The 15,078-nt window shown below is 47.4% G+C and carries 18 protein-coding genes and 1 rRNA gene; 7 read left to right on the top strand and 12 right to left on the bottom strand.

The features are described from left to right. Nucleotides 1–28: 28 nt before the first annotated feature. From K0H59_RS01180 to K0H59_RS01160, 5 genes are all read right to left on the bottom strand, one after another. A 16S ribosomal RNA gene (locus K0H59_RS01180) occupies nucleotides 29–1,571 on the bottom strand. A 486-nt stretch (nucleotides 1,572–2,057) separates the two neighbouring features. Next, a complete protein-coding gene (locus K0H59_RS01175) occupies nucleotides 2,058–2,639 on the bottom strand; it encodes a TlpA disulfide reductase family protein (RefSeq protein WP_220054401.1) in 582 nt (193 codons plus the stop codon). Then, a complete protein-coding gene (nrfF, locus tag K0H59_RS01170) occupies nucleotides 2,636–3,115 on the bottom strand; it encodes a heme lyase NrfEFG subunit NrfF (RefSeq protein ID WP_086904162.1) in 480 nt (159 codons plus the stop codon). The genes K0H59_RS01175 and nrfF overlap by 4 nt, the downstream gene beginning before the upstream one ends. Continuing rightward, nucleotides 3,112–3,666, bottom strand: coding sequence for a DsbE family thiol:disulfide interchange protein (locus K0H59_RS01165; RefSeq protein WP_011715476.1), 555 nt, complete (start codon nucleotides 3,664–3,666; stop codon nucleotides 3,112–3,114). Before K0H59_RS01165 ends, nrfF begins: the two co-directional genes overlap by 4 nt. 11 nt (nucleotides 3,667–3,677) lie before the next feature. Beyond that, a complete protein-coding gene (locus K0H59_RS01160; RefSeq protein WP_011715475.1) occupies nucleotides 3,678–5,657 on the bottom strand; it encodes a heme lyase CcmF/NrfE family subunit in 1,980 nt (659 codons plus the stop codon). A 399-nt stretch (nucleotides 5,658–6,056) separates the two neighbouring features. Here K0H59_RS01160 and ccmI point away from each other — a divergent pair, with 399 nt between their 5' ends. Further along, on the top strand, nucleotides 6,057–7,304 hold the full coding sequence (gene ccmI, locus K0H59_RS01155) for a c-type cytochrome biogenesis protein CcmI (RefSeq protein ID WP_089066699.1): 1,248 nt from the start codon (nucleotides 6,057–6,059) through the stop codon (nucleotides 7,302–7,304). Nucleotides 7,305–7,387: 83 nt separating this feature from the next. On the opposite strand, the gene K0H59_RS01150 is transcribed toward ccmI, so the two are convergent. After that, the gene (locus tag K0H59_RS01150) at nucleotides 7,388–7,687 is read right to left on the bottom strand and encodes a cytochrome c5 family protein (RefSeq protein ID WP_011621040.1); all 300 of its coding nucleotides are present in this window, start codon (nucleotides 7,685–7,687) and stop codon (nucleotides 7,388–7,390) included. A gap of 325 nt (nucleotides 7,688–8,012) precedes the next feature. Here K0H59_RS01150 and ccmA point away from each other — a divergent pair, with 325 nt between their 5' ends. The 6 genes from ccmA (at nucleotide 8,013) to K0H59_RS01120 (ending at nucleotide 11,910) form a co-directional block, all read left to right on the top strand. Beyond that, nucleotides 8,013–8,663, top strand: coding sequence for a cytochrome c biogenesis heme-transporting ATPase CcmA (gene ccmA / locus K0H59_RS01145; protein ID WP_086904164.1), 651 nt, complete (start codon nucleotides 8,013–8,015; stop codon nucleotides 8,661–8,663). Nucleotides 8,664–8,674: 11 nt separating this feature from the next. After that, the gene (gene ccmB / locus K0H59_RS01140; protein WP_011715472.1) at nucleotides 8,675–9,361 is read left to right on the top strand and encodes a heme exporter protein CcmB; all 687 of its coding nucleotides are present in this window, start codon (nucleotides 8,675–8,677) and stop codon (nucleotides 9,359–9,361) included. Nucleotide 9,362: 1 nt separating this feature from the next. Continuing rightward, nucleotides 9,363–10,109: a heme ABC transporter permease gene (locus K0H59_RS01135; protein ID WP_220054400.1), complete on the top strand. Its 747-nt coding sequence runs from the start codon at nucleotides 9,363–9,365 to the stop codon at nucleotides 10,107–10,109. Then, on the top strand, nucleotides 10,109–10,309 hold the full coding sequence (ccmD, locus tag K0H59_RS01130; RefSeq protein ID WP_011621036.1) for a heme exporter protein CcmD: 201 nt from the start codon (nucleotides 10,109–10,111) through the stop codon (nucleotides 10,307–10,309). Before K0H59_RS01135 ends, ccmD begins: the two co-directional genes overlap by 1 nt. After that, a complete protein-coding gene (gene ccmE / locus K0H59_RS01125; RefSeq protein ID WP_011715470.1) occupies nucleotides 10,306–10,791 on the top strand; it encodes a cytochrome c maturation protein CcmE in 486 nt (161 codons plus the stop codon). The genes ccmD and ccmE overlap by 4 nt, the downstream gene beginning before the upstream one ends. Nucleotides 10,792–10,905: 114 nt before the next feature. Then, nucleotides 10,906–11,910: an ABC transporter substrate-binding protein gene (locus K0H59_RS01120; protein WP_220054399.1), complete on the top strand. Its 1,005-nt coding sequence runs from the start codon at nucleotides 10,906–10,908 to the stop codon at nucleotides 11,908–11,910. 64 nt (nucleotides 11,911–11,974) lie between these two features. On the opposite strand, the gene rplQ is transcribed toward K0H59_RS01120, so the two are convergent. The 6 genes from rplQ to rpmJ form a co-directional block, all read right to left on the bottom strand. Then, the gene (rplQ, locus tag K0H59_RS01115) at nucleotides 11,975–12,370 is read right to left on the bottom strand and encodes a 50S ribosomal protein L17 (RefSeq protein WP_011621033.1); all 396 of its coding nucleotides are present in this window, start codon (nucleotides 12,368–12,370) and stop codon (nucleotides 11,975–11,977) included. Between the two features lie 40 nt (nucleotides 12,371–12,410). Next, the gene (locus K0H59_RS01110) at nucleotides 12,411–13,400 is read right to left on the bottom strand and encodes a DNA-directed RNA polymerase subunit alpha (protein ID WP_011070632.1); all 990 of its coding nucleotides are present in this window, start codon (nucleotides 13,398–13,400) and stop codon (nucleotides 12,411–12,413) included. A 24-nt stretch (nucleotides 13,401–13,424) separates the two neighbouring features. After that, the gene (rpsD, locus tag K0H59_RS01105; RefSeq protein WP_011715468.1) at nucleotides 13,425–14,045 is read right to left on the bottom strand and encodes a 30S ribosomal protein S4; all 621 of its coding nucleotides are present in this window, start codon (nucleotides 14,043–14,045) and stop codon (nucleotides 13,425–13,427) included. 31 nt (nucleotides 14,046–14,076) lie between these two features. Beyond that, the gene (gene rpsK, locus K0H59_RS01100; RefSeq protein WP_006083577.1) at nucleotides 14,077–14,469 is read right to left on the bottom strand and encodes a 30S ribosomal protein S11; all 393 of its coding nucleotides are present in this window, start codon (nucleotides 14,467–14,469) and stop codon (nucleotides 14,077–14,079) included. A 14-nt stretch (nucleotides 14,470–14,483) separates the two neighbouring features. Then, on the bottom strand, nucleotides 14,484–14,840 hold the full coding sequence (gene rpsM, locus K0H59_RS01095; RefSeq protein ID WP_011070630.1) for a 30S ribosomal protein S13: 357 nt from the start codon (nucleotides 14,838–14,840) through the stop codon (nucleotides 14,484–14,486). Between the two features lie 115 nt (nucleotides 14,841–14,955). Beyond that, the gene (gene rpmJ / locus K0H59_RS01090; protein WP_006083579.1) at nucleotides 14,956–15,069 is read right to left on the bottom strand and encodes a 50S ribosomal protein L36; all 114 of its coding nucleotides are present in this window, start codon (nucleotides 15,067–15,069) and stop codon (nucleotides 14,956–14,958) included. Nucleotides 15,070–15,078 lie beyond the last annotated feature (9 nt).

The following is a 15,078-nucleotide window of genomic DNA, read 5'->3' as shown; positions in this document are numbered from 1 at the left end:
TCAACAAACATCGAGTTAGTCGTATAGGTAAGGAGGTGATCCAGCCCCAGGTTCCCCTAGGGCTACCTTGTTACGACTTCACCCCAGTCATGAACCACAAAGTGGTGAGCGCCCTCCCGAAGGTTAAGCTACCCACTTCTTTTGCAGCCCACTCCCATGGTGTGACGGGCGGTGTGTACAAGGCCCGGGAACGTATTCACCGTGGCATTCTGATCCACGATTACTAGCGATTCCGACTTCATGGAGTCGAGTTGCAGACTCCAATCCGGACTACGACGAGCTTTGTGAGATTAGCTCCACCTCGCGGCTTTGCAACCCTCTGTACTCGCCATTGTAGCACGTGTGTAGCCCTACTCGTAAGGGCCATGATGACTTGACGTCGTCCCCACCTTCCTCCGGTTTATCACCGGCAGTCTCCCTAGAGTTCCCGCCATTACGCGCTGGCAAATAAGGATAGGGGTTGCGCTCGTTGCGGGACTTAACCCAACATTTCACAACACGAGCTGACGACAGCCATGCAGCACCTGTCTCAGAGTTCCCGAAGGCACTAAGCTATCTCTAGCGAATTCTCTGGATGTCAAGAGTAGGTAAGGTTCTTCGCGTTGCATCGAATTAAACCACATGCTCCACCGCTTGTGCGGGCCCCCGTCAATTCATTTGAGTTTTAACCTTGCGGCCGTACTCCCCAGGCGGTCTACTTAATGCGTTAGCTTGAGAGCCCAGTGTTCAAGACACCAAACTCCGAGTAGACATCGTTTACGGCGTGGACTACCAGGGTATCTAATCCTGTTTGCTCCCCACGCTTTCGTGCCTGAGCGTCAGTCTTTGTCCAGGGGGCCGCCTTCGCCACCGGTATTCCTCCAGATCTCTACGCATTTCACCGCTACACCTGGAATTCTACCCCCCTCTACAAGACTCTAGTTTGCCAGTTCGAAATGCAATTCCCAGGTTGAGCCCGGGGCTTTCACATCTCGCTTAACAAACCGCCTGCGCACGCTTTACGCCCAGTAATTCCGATTAACGCTTGGACCCTCCGTATTACCGCGGCTGCTGGCACGGAGTTAGCCGGTCCTTCTTCTGTAGGTAACGTCACAGCTGCAAGGTATTAACTTACAACCTTTCCTCCCTACTGAAAGTGCTTTACAACCCGAAGGCCTTCTTCACACACGCGGCATGGCTGCATCAGGGTTTCCCCCATTGTGCAATATTCCCCACTGCTGCCTCCCGTAGGAGTCTGGGCCGTGTCTCAGTCCCAGTGTGGCTGATCATCCTCTCAGAACAGCTAGGGATCGTCGCCTTGGTGAGCCATTACCTCACCAACTAGCTAATCCCACCTAGGTTCATCCAATCGCGGAAGGCCCGAAGGTCCCCTCCTTTCCCCCGTAGGGCGTATGCGGTATTAGCAGTCGTTTCCAACTGTTATCCCCCACGACTGGGCAGATCCCTAGGCATTACTCACCCGTCCGCCGCTCGCCACCTCAGGAGTAAACTCCCTTGTGCTGCCGCTCGACTTGCATGTGTTAGGCCTGCCGCCAGCGTTCAATCTGAGCCATGATCAAACTCTTCAATTAAAAGTTTTGTGAACCCTAAGGTTCGGCTCAATGAATTCTGATTTGTCGTTTCAACCCGAAAGTCAAAACAAACTGTACATATTGCTATGAACACTCATTCATTGATGTAAATTTTGATTACTCGCCAAACGGCAGAGTAATTTCGATTAACTCAACACCTGTGAGTGTCCACACAGATTTCTTGTTTAGATTGTTAAAGAACATTTGACCTCAGCTTTCGCGTTACCGCTCAGCGGGTCAGGGCTGCGTATTCTACGCATTTCCCGTGTCGCGTCAAGGCGTTTTTGCAAACTTCTTGAGGCTTTCGAACCAAGTGCACATTTTGCATTCGATTCACACTGATACCGCATTCGCTTTCGCTGTCTGCCGTGTCAGTGGATGCGCATTATAGGCAGCGAAAACTTTTGTGCAAGGGCTTTTTAAAAGAAAAAAGATCGCATGGCGATCTTTTCAACAATGACGTTCTATTTACGCGCAATCTGCTGCTTAATTCAGCTTTTTCGCGCTTTTATCGATAAAACCTTGGATCAGCGATACGGCTTTTGCATCATCCCAATCGACAAATGATCGCACAAACGCGATCAATTGGCCGTTTTGATCGAGAATAAAGGTCGCAGGGATAGTATCTAATGGAAACACCTGCCCAAGGTTTTGCTGGGGATCATAGTAGGAATTAAAGTTTGCCATTCCTAATGAGGTTAAAAATGGCTGAACCTGCTGTTTGCCATCCGCATCGATAGAGATAGGTAATAGTGCAAATTCTTCCGCTTTAAACTTTGTCGCCAAACGTTCAATCGCAGGTAGCTCTCTGACACAGGGAGGACACCAAGTCGCCCACATGTTCACCATTACGACTTTGCCTTTGTATTGGCTGAAATCGATCGCCTTGCCATCGGCATCACTAAAGGCAACGGGCTCGATAGGATAAGTCTTGGGTAGAACGTTAATCAGATCGACTGTCGACTCTATCGGCTTATTTGCCTGCTGCATGCCGGGGTACGCTTGAGCACCACCAGCAAAGGCAACAGACAGACTCGCAAGGATTGCAGCTAAGGCAAATGACTTCATTTAGTATCACGCTTTAATAAAGCATCGAGCGCTTTTTGATCTTCGGCGCTGATCTCGGCCTCAGTGCTGCCACCGATACGTTGCTTGCGGATAAAGATGAAGCCAATGATCAGACCAAGCAGCAACAAACCCACTGGACCTAACCAAAGAATATAGGTTTTGGTTTCCATTTTAGGTTTGTAGAGAACGAACTCACCATAGCGGCTCGTCATAAACTCGATGATCTCATCATCGCCCTTACCTTCGTCGACCATCTTGTAGACTTCAAGACGCAGATCTCGGGCAACGGGTGAGTTAGAGTCGATCAGGTTTTGGTTTTGACATTGCGGACAACGCAGTTCATGGGCCAGCGATAGACCACGTTTTTGGTTTTCTGGCGATTTAAACTCGTAGGTGTCGACGGGTGTCGCCATCGCCGTTGTTACCATACTCAGCAACAACACTAAACCACCGATGATTTTTGTCAGTGTTCTCACGCTGCACCATCCTTCGCCGCTTCAGCTTGTAGTTGTTGGATCATAGGGTACAAGGTTTCGCTCCATACGCGCTGGTCGATTGGACCCGCGTAACGGAAACGAATGATGCCTTTATGATCGACAATAAAGCTTTCTGGCGCACCATAAACCCCGAGGTCTAATCCTAAACGACCATCCTTATCGAAGATGTTGGTATGGTACGGATCGCCTTGACGTTTTAATTCTTCCAATGCGGGAATACGCTCGTCGCGGTAGTTGATCCCGTAGATAGGCAGAATATTTTGGCGTTTCAGCATGACTAAGAAAGGATGCTCATACTTACAAGATGGACACCAAGTGGCCCATACGTTGAGTAGCGAGACTTTGCCTTTCAGTTGCTCATTGGTAATCATCTCGCTTGGTGTTTCGAGACGTTCCAGTTGGAAAGCCGGGATCGGCTTTCCTTCCAGAGCTGAATCCAGTTTCTGTGGATTTAAAAACAATCCTTTGTATAAAAATACCCCCATGCCAAGAAAGATGACTAATGGGATAAACAGAACCAACTTCTTCATATATTCCCCAACTATTGCGCGGTAGCTAATTTCGCTTTTTCAGCTTGTGGCTTAACCGTAGCCGCCACTTTTGAGCGATAGCGTTTATCCGATGCGGCAAAGAAACCACCGACCATCATGAATATTGCTCCAAACCATAACCAGCGAACAAATGGCTTGTAGTTCAAACGCACAGCAAACTCGGTGCTGCTGATTGGGTCGCCCATGGTGACATATAAGTCACGGAACAGACCCCAATCGATACCCGCTTCGGTCATGTCCATAGTACGCACATTGTATTGGCGACGATCAGGCTTGAGTAACGTCAGCAGTTTATCGCCTTTGTAGATCTCAATTTGACCTTGTTGCGCGGTGTAGTTAGGACCGACGACGTTCTTAGTCTCGAGATACTTAAAGGTATAACCCGCAAGCTCTTGGCTCACGCCTGGGCCCATACGCACACTCTTCTCAACCGAGTAGTTCGATACCATAGTGGCACCAATCACCGACACGGCAATACCTAAGTGGGCTAAGATCATCCCTAGTTCGCTGCGGCCCATACGTGCCACGCTCACTTCGCCTTCTTTTGGCTTAACGATGTTATACGCGGCTCTTGCCGTCGCTAACACAATCCAAGACGCAGCGGCGATACCACAGGCAACCCAAGCGTTGAACGCACCATCCACAATAAACGGTGTCACGATACCAATCGCTGCTGAGACTAATGCAGGCACCAGTAATTGACGTTTGAGCTCACCGGCTTTGGATTTCTTCCAGCGGATGATTGGACCGACACCCATAAAGCCAAACAGTACGAGGACGATAGGCACAAACACAGCATTGAAGTATGGAGGTCCAACAGAAATCTTACCCATGCCTAAGGCATCGATCAGCAGTGGATATAGAGTTCCTAACAACACAGTACCCGCTGCAACCGTGAGTAACACGTTACAGACTAACAGCATGGTTTCTTTTGATTTCAACTCGAAACGTGCTGGGCTGCTCATTTCACTGGCGCGGAAGGCGAACAGCGTGAGTGAACCACCAATCGCTAGACCCAGTAATAACAGAATGAACATACCGCGGCTTGGATCGGCTGCAAACGAGTGTACTGAAGTCAATACACCAGAACGCACGATAAAGGTGCCGAGTAAGCTTAAAGAGAACGCGAAGATAGACAGTAATACGGTCCAGTTACGGAACGCACCACGTTTTTCGGTCACGATCAGTGAATGCACTAATGCTGTACCTACTAACCAAGGCATAAAGGAAGCGTTTTCTACGGGATCCCAGAACCACCAGCCGCCCCAGCCTAATTCGTAGTATGCCCACCAAGAACCTAATGCAATACCGCCTGTGAGGAAAATCCAAGCGGCTAAGGTCCAAGGACGTGACCAACGTGCCCAAGCAGAGTCAAGGTGACCACTCATGAGAGCGGCAATCGCAAACGCGAAGCTTACCGAGAAGCCCACATAACCTAAGTACAACATAGGTGGATGGAAGATTAAGCCCACGTCCTGCAGCATTGGGTTTAAGTCACGACCTTCGGCTGGCATTGGGAATAGGCGTTCAAATGGGCTAGAGGTGAGTAGCATAAATAAGCTGAAGCCAATCACGATCAACGCCAGTACCGCTAAAACCCTAGCGGTGAACACTTCTTCTAAGCCTTTACTGAATAAGGCAACCGAAGCCGCCCAGGTCGATAGCGCAAACACCCAGAACAGCAGTGACCCTTCATGACCGCCCCATACGGCCGCAATCTTAAAGAAGATAGGTAACTGGGAGTTCGAGTGATGTGCCACATAGGCAACGGAGAAGTCATCAACGGCGAAGCTGTAACCAAGAGATACTACGGATAAAGCGATAAAAAAGAACATTCCGTAGGTTAACGGCCAAGCATACCTCACTAGATATTGGTCTTTACGGGCAACACCTATAAGGGGAACGCTGACTAATAAGAAGGCGAATGCCACTCCTATAATCAGCGAAAAGTGTCCAAGTTCTGGGATCATGGGTTTTCCTCAGTCTCTAATAATATGTTGATTTAGAAAGACTCTAGACCAACGCACAACATGCTGTTCACACAAATGCACGAAATTTTGTTCATTTTAGTATTTGCTATTGTTCCTGTCTGCCTCTTTCATACAAAACTGGGTGACTTGTCTCATTCTCGATTTTTGTCGAAATGGAGCCATCACAGGCCTACAGTTTTGCATGTGACAGATAAATGAGCCTTAAGTTTCATACAAAATTTACCTGATGGATCAATTTGTGAACCAGTGCCCAACTCTCAGTTTTCACTGCGTTGAAGGTCTTATATTACTGTTCAATGAATAATCTTTACGTATAATCTTGCTTCCAAGCCGGCGGTAACAACCGCTTTTATGCAAACTAAAGTGAATATAGAAACAATGACGACATTTTGGATTTTTATTGCGCTTGTTGTGTTGGTCAGCTTAACGCTGATCTGGATCCCGCATTTCAGACAGCAAAAGTTGTTACGCACTGAAGAAGCCGGCGTTCGCAGACAAACTAACCTTGAATTGTTCAATGAACGTCTTGCCACTCTTGAGAAAGAACTCAATGAAGAACTGCTCGACCAAGCTGAATTTGATGCACTGAAGAAAGAGCTAGAAATCAGCCTGCTCCAAGACATCAAACAAGCGAGCGATGATTCACTCGTCAACCAGATCAAACCTAAGAGCATTTTATGGCCATCGGTCATGTCGGTCTGCTTGATTGCGATTTCAGGTTACCTCTATCAGCACTTGGGTGCCTTTGAGAATATCGGCAACACCCAACCTGCTAACCCACATGCGGGTATGGACGCGGCGCAAATCATGGCACAACGCGTACAGATGATGGAAGCTCAAATACAAGCCGAACCTGAAAACAGCCAAGCTTGGTTCAGCCTAGGTCACGCTTATATCTCTGCTAACCAATTCGATAAAGCTGTAGCAGCCTTCGATAAGGTGATGGAATTAGTCGGTAAACACGCTGAATTAATTGGTCCAAAAGCAACAGCCTTGTACTATAAAGCGGGTCAGCAAATGACTCCGCAAATTCAAGCTTTAATTGATGAATCTTTAGCATTAGATCCACAGGATCCATCAACCTTACTGCTCGTGGGTATGGATGCTTTCTTCACCGCTAACTATCAAAAAGCCATTGATTCATGGCAAACCATTCTCAATAGCGACCGCACCGATGTAGATCGCGCCGCGCTGATGAATGCCATTGAAACAGCAAACCTGCGTATGCAAGGCGAAACCGCTGGCATGCCAAACGATGATGTCCACAAGCAGGCAAAAGTTGCGACTAAGTCTGTAAGTATTGCGATTTCAATTTCACCCGAACTGGCCGCACAAGCTGGCCCTGATGACACTATCTTCGTCTTCGCCCGTGCGACCGAAGGTCCTAAAGTGCCATTAGCGGCAACTAAGGTGAGCGCAAAATCTTTACCGGTAACAGTAACGCTCGATGACAGCACGGGTATGGGTGGCGATGTGAAACTGAGCCAAACTGCGAGTGTTGAAGTGATTGCGGTGTTGTCTAAGCATGGCAATATCAAACCTCAGGCAGGTGATATTCAAGGCAAGGTCAGCAAAGTGAATGTGGGTGATACTGCAAGCTTAGTGTTAGACACCCAAGTGCAATAAGTTATCCGCGCCTAGCGCTAAGTTTCGGCTTAGCGCAGACATAAAAAAACCGGCTAATGCCGGTTTTTTTAACACTGCAAAAATTACTGAGCTTTAGACATAAACTCGATAGCTGCTTTGTAATCTTCGTCAGTACAATCAGTACACATACCACCTGGTGGCATTGCGTTTAAGCCAGTTTTTACACTGTGTAACAGAGTGTCCATACCTTTTGCTAAGCGTGGCTCCCACTCAGCAGCGTTGTGCGCCTTTGGAGCACCAGCAACACCCATGCTGTGGCATACGGTACATGCCTTGTTGAAAATAGCTTCAGCATCTTGAGCTGAAACGTTGACTGACATAGTCAAAGCAGCGACTGCAGTCATTGCTAACAGTTTTTTCATGTTCAATGTTCCTAATGCAAATACGTACAAAGCTCTCGCTGCCCTTTGAGGCAGACTCATTATAGCGGACTAAGATTACTACAAACTTCAATAAATCTCATCTTTTTGTGATTAGAATCTCAGCACAAATGATATAAGGCGACAAGCGTGACAAATTCGTTAATATATTAGCAAGTATTAAAAAAGTTCGATTAGTTCGAGAAATATTGCGGTTATTGGAACCACATCAAATTGCTGACATCTAGTATTAAGCAAGTGTAAACCCCGCAATATCGTTTGTGTTAGAATCACTTGTGTTTCCTTCCGGCTTGAGATAGAGGGTTCAGTGACAAATATAACTTCAGTAAACACACTGGTATCGGCGAGCAAGCTGACATGTATCCGCGAAGAACGCATCCTGTTTGATGAATTAAGTTTTGATATTAATGCTGGCGATATCGTCCAGATCGAAGGCCCCAATGGCGCCGGCAAAACCAGTTTATTACGTATATTGGCAGGCTTATCTCGTCCCTACGCTGGACAAACTTTTTATCTCAATGAAGATATTAACCGTTGCCGCGACGAATATAACGAAGATCTATTGTATTTAGGCCATCTTGCCGGGGTGAAATCCGAATTAACCGCCGAAGAAAACCTTAACTTCAATTTAAGAATCAGTGGCTATGATGATTTCGATACTTCCGCCATTCTCGCTAAAGTGAATTTAGCCGGGTTTGAGGAAGCACTCGCCGGGCATTTATCCGCTGGTCAACACCGCCGTACAGCATTAGCCAGACTCTGGCACAATGACTGTAAAGTGTGGATCCTCGATGAGCCTTTTACCGCAATCGATAAAAGAGGTGTCGAAGAGCTTGAACAGTTATTTATTCAACATGCGGATAATGGTGGCTGCGTGATCCTCACCACTCACCAAGATATGGGCATTATCAAAGATGATAGGCTTCGTAAAATTCGTCTAGATTATCGCTTCGTATAAGGTTTGGCATAATGAAAAGAGGCATCAGCTTTACCCAAGCGTTTTTAACATTACTGCAGCGGGATCTAAAAATCGCCATTCGTCACCGCGGTGATATCTTTAATCCCTTGTTATTCTTCATCATGGTCGTGACTCTATTCCCTCTGGGGATTGGCCCCGAACCACAAATGCTAGCCCGTATTGCTCCAGGGATTATTTGGGTTGCGGCATTACTCGCGTCTATGCTTTCACTCGAGCGTCTATTTAAAGCCGACTTTAGCGATGGCAGCTTAGAGCAAATGCTACTCAGCCCACAGCCACTCTCGGTATTGGTATTGGCCAAAGTATTAGCCCACTGGCTACTGACTGGCGTGCCACTGATTATAATCGCGCCCCTGCTGGCGGTGCTGCTCAACTTAGACGCCAACAGCTATGGTGCGCTGATTGCAACACTCGCACTGGGTACGCCAGTATTGTCCCTCTTAGGCGCAATTGGTGTGGCCCTTACCGTGGGTCTGCGTAAAGGCGGCGTGTTACTGAGCCTGCTTATTTTACCACTTTATATTCCTGTGCTGATTTTCGCGACCAGCGCCATAGATGCTGCAGGAATGAATTTACCCTATGATGGTCAGCTCGCTATAATTGGCGCCATGTTGATCGGTTCGTTAACCTTAGCACCCTTTGCAATTGGTGCATCTCTGCGAGTGAGTACTAACTAAAATGTGGAAATGGTTACACCCTTACGCGGATCCTGAGCGCGCTTACAAATTATCAGGAACATTATTTCCATGGTTTGCCACCTTAGCCTGCCTTTTTATTGCCGTCGGCACGGTATGGGGATTAATGTTTGCCCCAACAGATTATCAACAGGGCGACAGCTACCGGATTATCTTTATCCATGTCCCGGCAGCCTCAATGTCAATGGCCGCCTACATGGGTATGGCGACAGCCGCATTTATCGGCCTCGTATGGCAAATTAAACTGGCCGATTGGGCCGCCGCATCCATTGCACCGATTGGCGCCGTGATTACCTTTATCGCCCTCTTTACTGGCGCGACTTGGGGTAAACCCATGTGGGGTACTTGGTGGGTATGGGATGCACGTCTAACGTCTGAATTAGTTCTCCTATTCCTCTACTTAGGCGTGATCTCGCTCTATGCTTCCTTCGAAGACAAAGTACTGGCAGCACGTGCAGCGGGGATCTTAGCGATCGTCGGCGTGATCAACATTCCGGTCATCAAATACTCAGTTGAATGGTGGAGCTCTCTGCACCAACCATCAACTATCAAAATTACCTCTAAATCGACTATGTCGAGCGAAATGTTATACCCACTTTTAATCAATATTTTAGGTTTCGGCCTTATGATAGGGGCTATCACAATTGTGAGATTTAGAGCAGAAATATTAGCAAGAAACGGCATGCGCCCTTGGGTGCGTGAACTTGCTAAAGCTGAGGAGGTCAAATAATGCAATTCGATTCTATCAGTGATTTTTTCAACATGGGTGGCTATGCCTTTTATGTATGGCTTGCCTATGGCGTGACATTCTTCTGTTTATCGACGCTGATCATCACTAGTGCGCGCCAAAAGCGCAAAGTACTGATTGAAATCGCGAAGAAGATGAACCGCGAAGAACGCCTTAAAGAGACTAGGAGTACCAAATCGTGAACCCAAGACGCAAAAAGAGACTGACGTTAGCTGTAGCATTAATCGGTGGCGTAGCCGCGATTGCTTCGCTTCTGCTGTATGCGCTGAACTCCAACTTAAACTTATTCTACACACCGTCGGAGATCGTACACGGTAAAACCGATACCGGTGTTAAACCCGAAGCGGGCCAACGTATTCGCGTAGGCGGTATGGTAACGGTTGGTTCTATGGTGCGCGATCCAAACAGCCTGCATGTACAGTTTGCCGTACATGACTCATTAGGTGGTGAAATTCTCGTGACCTATGACGATCTGCTGCCGGATCTGTTCCGTGAAGGCCAAGGTATTGTGGCACAAGGCGTATTAGGTGAAGACGGCAAATTGGCCGCAACCGAGGTACTGGCTAAGCATGACGAAAACTACATGCCGCCAGAAGTGGCCGAAGCCATGGGCCAAAAGCATGAGAAGTTAGATTACAGCCAGCAAAAATCAGCGGCGCAATAATCGCCATGCTGTAAATTTTGATAAACAAAGAGCCTCTTCGGAGGCTTTTTTATTATCCATTCACAATTAACGGCTGAACTATACTCAAGACAGTATTCCGGCAGGACGCTGTCTATGAATGTGATTAAGCCATTTAACAAAAGATGGCGACTGTTGCTACTCCTAATGCTCACCAGTCACCCGCTGATGCTCTACGCTGCTAAAGTGGTGGTTATCGAAAGTTACCATCAGGGCTATCAGTGGGATAAAGAATACTATCAAGCCATTGCCGATAAACTGACACCACAACATCAAGTTAGCCACTTTGAGATGGACACCAAGCGCTTAGCTAAAGAGCGCTACGCAGAACGTGCAGAACTCGCTTGGCAGTTCATTGTCGAGCAACAACCACAACTGGTGATCCTTGCCGATGACAACGCCGTTCATTATCTCCATCAGCGTCTCAATAGCATCCAAATTCCCGTGGTTTACCTCGGGGTGAATATGAATCCTCGGGAATACCATTTAAATGAGCATAAGCGCTTCACAGGCGTGCTAGAGCGCCCGTTACTCAAGCGTTCCTTACTGTTACTCGAGAGATTATTGCCACAAGCCAAGCATCGTAAAATCCTAGTGCTCTTCGATGGCAGCAATACTTCGAAAATCGCGGCCGAGTACATCAGTAAGCAACCATCGAGCATGTTAAGTGATATCGAAGTTCACATTCTCCAACTAACCCAATTAGCAGAGTGGCAACAACAAGTCAGAGCAGCAAAGGATAATGGTTATAGTGCAATTGTGGTGGCGCTGTATCACGCTGTCAGAGATGAAGACGATCAATCAGTGGATGCCGATAACTTACTCGAATGGATTACCAACCACACACCGGTGCCGAATTTCGGCTTTTGGGGATTTAGCATCTATGCCAATGGCAATCTAGGTGGCTATGTGCTCGATGGCTATCATCATGGCTCAATCGCAGCCAACATGGCCCTTAGAATACTTGCAGGAGAAAAGCCTGAGAACATCTTCCCTATTACAGATGATCTTGGCCAATATCGATTTAGCCGTGCAGCGATAAAGAGATGGCAACTCAAACTGCCAAAGGAAATTGAGAAACAAGCGACTTGGGTAGATTAACTAAGAAGCGCTAAAAACAAAAAACCGGGCTTAGAGCCCGGTTTTTCAATCTTTGTAGCCTTAATTACTCAGCAGCTTCAACTTCAACAGCTTGAGCAGCTTCTGGACGACCTACTAGCTCGATGTAAGCCATTGGGGCTTTATCACCAGCACGTAAACCGCACTTAAGGATACGGGTGTAGCCACCAGGACGTTCCTGGTAACGTGGACCCAATTCAGTGAATAACTTACCTACGACTTCAGCGTCGCGAGTACGTGCAAACGCTAAACGACGGTTTGCAACGCTGTCACTCTTAGCAAGTGTTATCAGAGGCTCAACTACGCGACGCAGTTCTTTCGCTTTAGCTACGGTTGTCTTGATGATCTCATGACGAACCAGTGAGCTTGCCATGTTACGGAACATAGCTTGGCGGTGGCTGCTGTTGCGGTTAAGTTGACGACCACTCTTACGATGGCGCATGACCTAATCCTTATAACCTAAATCTGTACAAACCTGAGACTTATAGGTCGTCTGCTAAACTAGCTGGAGGCCAGTTTTCCAGACGCATACCTAACGACAGTCCGCGAGAAGCTAAAACGTCCTTAATTTCAGTAAGAGACTTCTTACCTAAGTTAGGGGTCTTCAGCAGCTCAACTTCAGTACGCTGTACCAGATCTCCGATGTAATGAATCGCTTCGGCTTTCAAACAGTTAGCCGAACGTACAGTTAGCTCTAAATCGTCGACAGGACGCAACAGAATCGGATCGAACTCCGGCTTCTCTTCTTTCATTTCTGGCTCAGTCACGTCGCGCAGCTCAACAAACGCATCCAGCTGTTCAGCTAAGATGGTTGCAGAACGACGGATAGCTTCCTCAGGATCGATAGTACCGTTAGTGGTCATATCGATAACGAGTTTATCCAAGTCAGTACGCTGTTCAACACGAGCTGCTTCTACATTGTAGGCAATACGTGCAACTGGCGAGAAAGAAGCATCAACCAGCAAACGGCCGATTGGGCGATCATCGTCTTCAGTCTGTGCACGAGCAGATGCTGGCACATAACCACGACCACGCTCAACGCGAATACGCATGCTGATATCATTGTTACCTGTTAAATGACAGATAACATGATCAGGATTCACGATAGTGACATCACCATCATGCGTGATATCTGCTGCGATGACAGGGCCTGCGCCGGACTTGCTTAATGTAAGCATAGCCTCGTCTTTACCCTCGATAGTCACTGCTAACCCTTTCAGGTTCAGCAAGATTTCAAGGATATCTTCTTGTACGCCTTCCTTACTGCTGTATTCGTGCAGTACGCCGTCAATCTCGACTTCGGTAACCGCGCAGCCGGGCATAGACGACAATAGGATGCGACGCAACGCGTTACCTAAAGTGTGGCCGAAACCACGCTCAAGCGGTTCCAAAGTAACCTTGGCACGTGTTGAGTTAACCTGCTCGATATCAACGAGACGCGGTTTAAGAAATTCTGTAACAGAACCCTGCATTGTGTCCTCTCTTGTTTGTTAGCCTTACTTAGAGTAAAGCTCGACGATCAGCTGTTCGTTAATTTCCGCAGACAAATCGCTACGTTCTGGAATACGCTTGAAAGCACCTTCCATTTTCGCGCTGTCGACTTCAACCCATGTAGGCTTCTCGCGTTGAGCAGCCACTTCTAAAGCCGCTTTGATACGAGCTTGAGTGCGTGACTTTTCACGGATGCTTACAACATCATTCGCAGACACTTTGAATGACGGAATGTTAACAACACGACCGTTAACCATAATTGATTTATGGCTTACTAGCTGACGTGATTCTGCACGAGTCGCACCGAAACCCATACGATAAACAACGTTATCTAAACGAGTTTCTAAAAGTTGCAACAGGTTCTCACCAGTGTTGCCTTTCAGACGTGCAGCCTCTTTGTAGTAGTTACGGAATTGCTTTTCTAACACACCGTAAATACGACGAACTTTTTGTTTTTCGCGTAACTGTAAACCGTACTCTGACAGACGTGGCTTACGAGCGCCATGCTGTCCTGGTGCAGATTCCAGTTTACACTTTGAATCGATTGCTCTCACACCGCTTTTTAAGAAAAGGTCAGTACCTTCTCGGCGGCTGAGCTTGAGCTTGGGACCCAAGTATCTTGCCATGATCTTTCTCCAACTATCCTAATGAAACGCGTTATACACGACGCTTTTTAGGAGGACGACAACCATTATGAGGGATCGGCGTCACATCGGTAATGTTGGTAATTTTATAACCAACAGCGTTCAGCGCACGAATGGCTGATTCACGACCTGGACCTGGACCCTTCACAAACACTTCAAGGTTTTTTAAACCGTAGTCTTGAGCAGCAGCACCTGCACGCTCAGCAGCTACCTGTGCAGCAAATGGCGTAGATTTACGTGAACCACGGAAACCTGAACCACCTGAAGTAGCCCATGACAACGCATTACCTTGACGATCTGTAATGGTGACAATTGTGTTGTTGAAAGAAGCATGGATATGAGCCATGCCATCTGCAACCTGTTTACGTACGCGCTTACGCGGAGAACGTGACGGAACTTTAGCCATTGTCTACCTTCCCGTTACTTCTTGATTGGTTTACGTGGACCTTTACGCGTACGCGCATTGGTCTTAGTACGTTGCCCACGAAGAGGCAGGCTACGACGATGGCGGAGACCACGATAGCAACCAAGGTCCATCAGACGCTTGATGTTCATGGAAATCTCACGACGTAAGTCACCTTCTACTAAGTATTTGGCAACTTCTTCGCGTAGGGTGTCGATTTGAGCTTCGCTCAATTCCTTGATCTTAGCAGTTTCAGCAATTGACGTAGCTGCGCAGATTGCTCTAGCGCGAGTACGGCCGATGCCGAAAATTGCAGTCAATGCGATGACTGTATGCTTTTGATCAGGAATGTTAATGCCAGCGATACGGGCCACTATGCACTCCTTAAGTTAAAGGCCAACTGCGAAAAGCCCGAAAGGATACTCGACAGTTGACAGATTTGCAAACAATATTTTGTTCAGCCCAAAACTGGGCTGAACAATCTTTCAATTAGCCTTGACGCTGTTTGTGTTTTGGTTCAACACAGATAACGCGTACAACGCCACTACGCTTGACGATCTTGCAGTTACGGCAGATCTTCTTCACGGAAGCTCGAACTTTCATTTCATCACT

This window comes from Shewanella sp. FJAT-51649 (assembly GCF_019457435.1).
Classification (GTDB): Bacteria; Pseudomonadota; Gammaproteobacteria; order Enterobacterales; family Shewanellaceae; genus Shewanella; species Shewanella mangrovisoli.
This window is presented reverse-complemented; position numbering and strand designations above follow the sequence as displayed.

Excerpts from the sequence above, each read along its gene's own strand:
- K0H59_RS01175 (WP_220054401.1), bottom strand. The coding sequence starts at position 2,639 with ATGAAGTCATTTGCCTTAGCTGCAATCCTTGCGAGTCTGTCTGTTGCC.
- K0H59_RS01165 (WP_011715476.1), bottom strand. The coding sequence starts at position 3,666 with ATGAAGAAGTTGGTTCTGTTTATCCCATTAGTCATCTTTCTTGGCATG.
- K0H59_RS01160 (WP_011715475.1), bottom strand. The coding sequence starts at position 5,657 with ATGATCCCAGAACTTGGACACTTTTCGCTGATTATAGGAGTGGCATTC.
- ccmI (WP_089066699.1), top strand. The coding sequence starts at position 6,057 with ATGACGACATTTTGGATTTTTATTGCGCTTGTTGTGTTGGTCAGCTTA.
- K0H59_RS01150 (WP_011621040.1), bottom strand. The coding sequence starts at position 7,687 with ATGAAAAAACTGTTAGCAATGACTGCAGTCGCTGCTTTGACTATGTCA.
- ccmB (WP_011715472.1), top strand. The coding sequence starts at position 8,675 with ATGAAAAGAGGCATCAGCTTTACCCAAGCGTTTTTAACATTACTGCAG.
- K0H59_RS01135 (WP_220054400.1), top strand. The coding sequence starts at position 9,363 with ATGTGGAAATGGTTACACCCTTACGCGGATCCTGAGCGCGCTTACAAA.
- ccmD (WP_011621036.1), top strand. The coding sequence starts at position 10,109 with ATGCAATTCGATTCTATCAGTGATTTTTTCAACATGGGTGGCTATGCC.
- K0H59_RS01120 (WP_220054399.1), top strand. The coding sequence starts at position 10,906 with ATGAATGTGATTAAGCCATTTAACAAAAGATGGCGACTGTTGCTACTC.
- rplQ (WP_011621033.1), bottom strand. The coding sequence starts at position 12,370 with ATGCGCCATCGTAAGAGTGGTCGTCAACTTAACCGCAACAGCAGCCAC.
- K0H59_RS01110 (WP_011070632.1), bottom strand. The coding sequence starts at position 13,400 with ATGCAGGGTTCTGTTACAGAATTTCTTAAACCGCGTCTCGTTGATATC.
- rpsD (WP_011715468.1), bottom strand. The coding sequence starts at position 14,045 with ATGGCAAGATACTTGGGTCCCAAGCTCAAGCTCAGCCGCCGAGAAGGT.
- rpsK (WP_006083577.1), bottom strand. The coding sequence starts at position 14,469 with ATGGCTAAAGTTCCGTCACGTTCTCCGCGTAAGCGCGTACGTAAACAG.
- rpmJ (WP_006083579.1), bottom strand. The coding sequence starts at position 15,069 with ATGAAAGTTCGAGCTTCCGTGAAGAAGATCTGCCGTAACTGCAAGATC.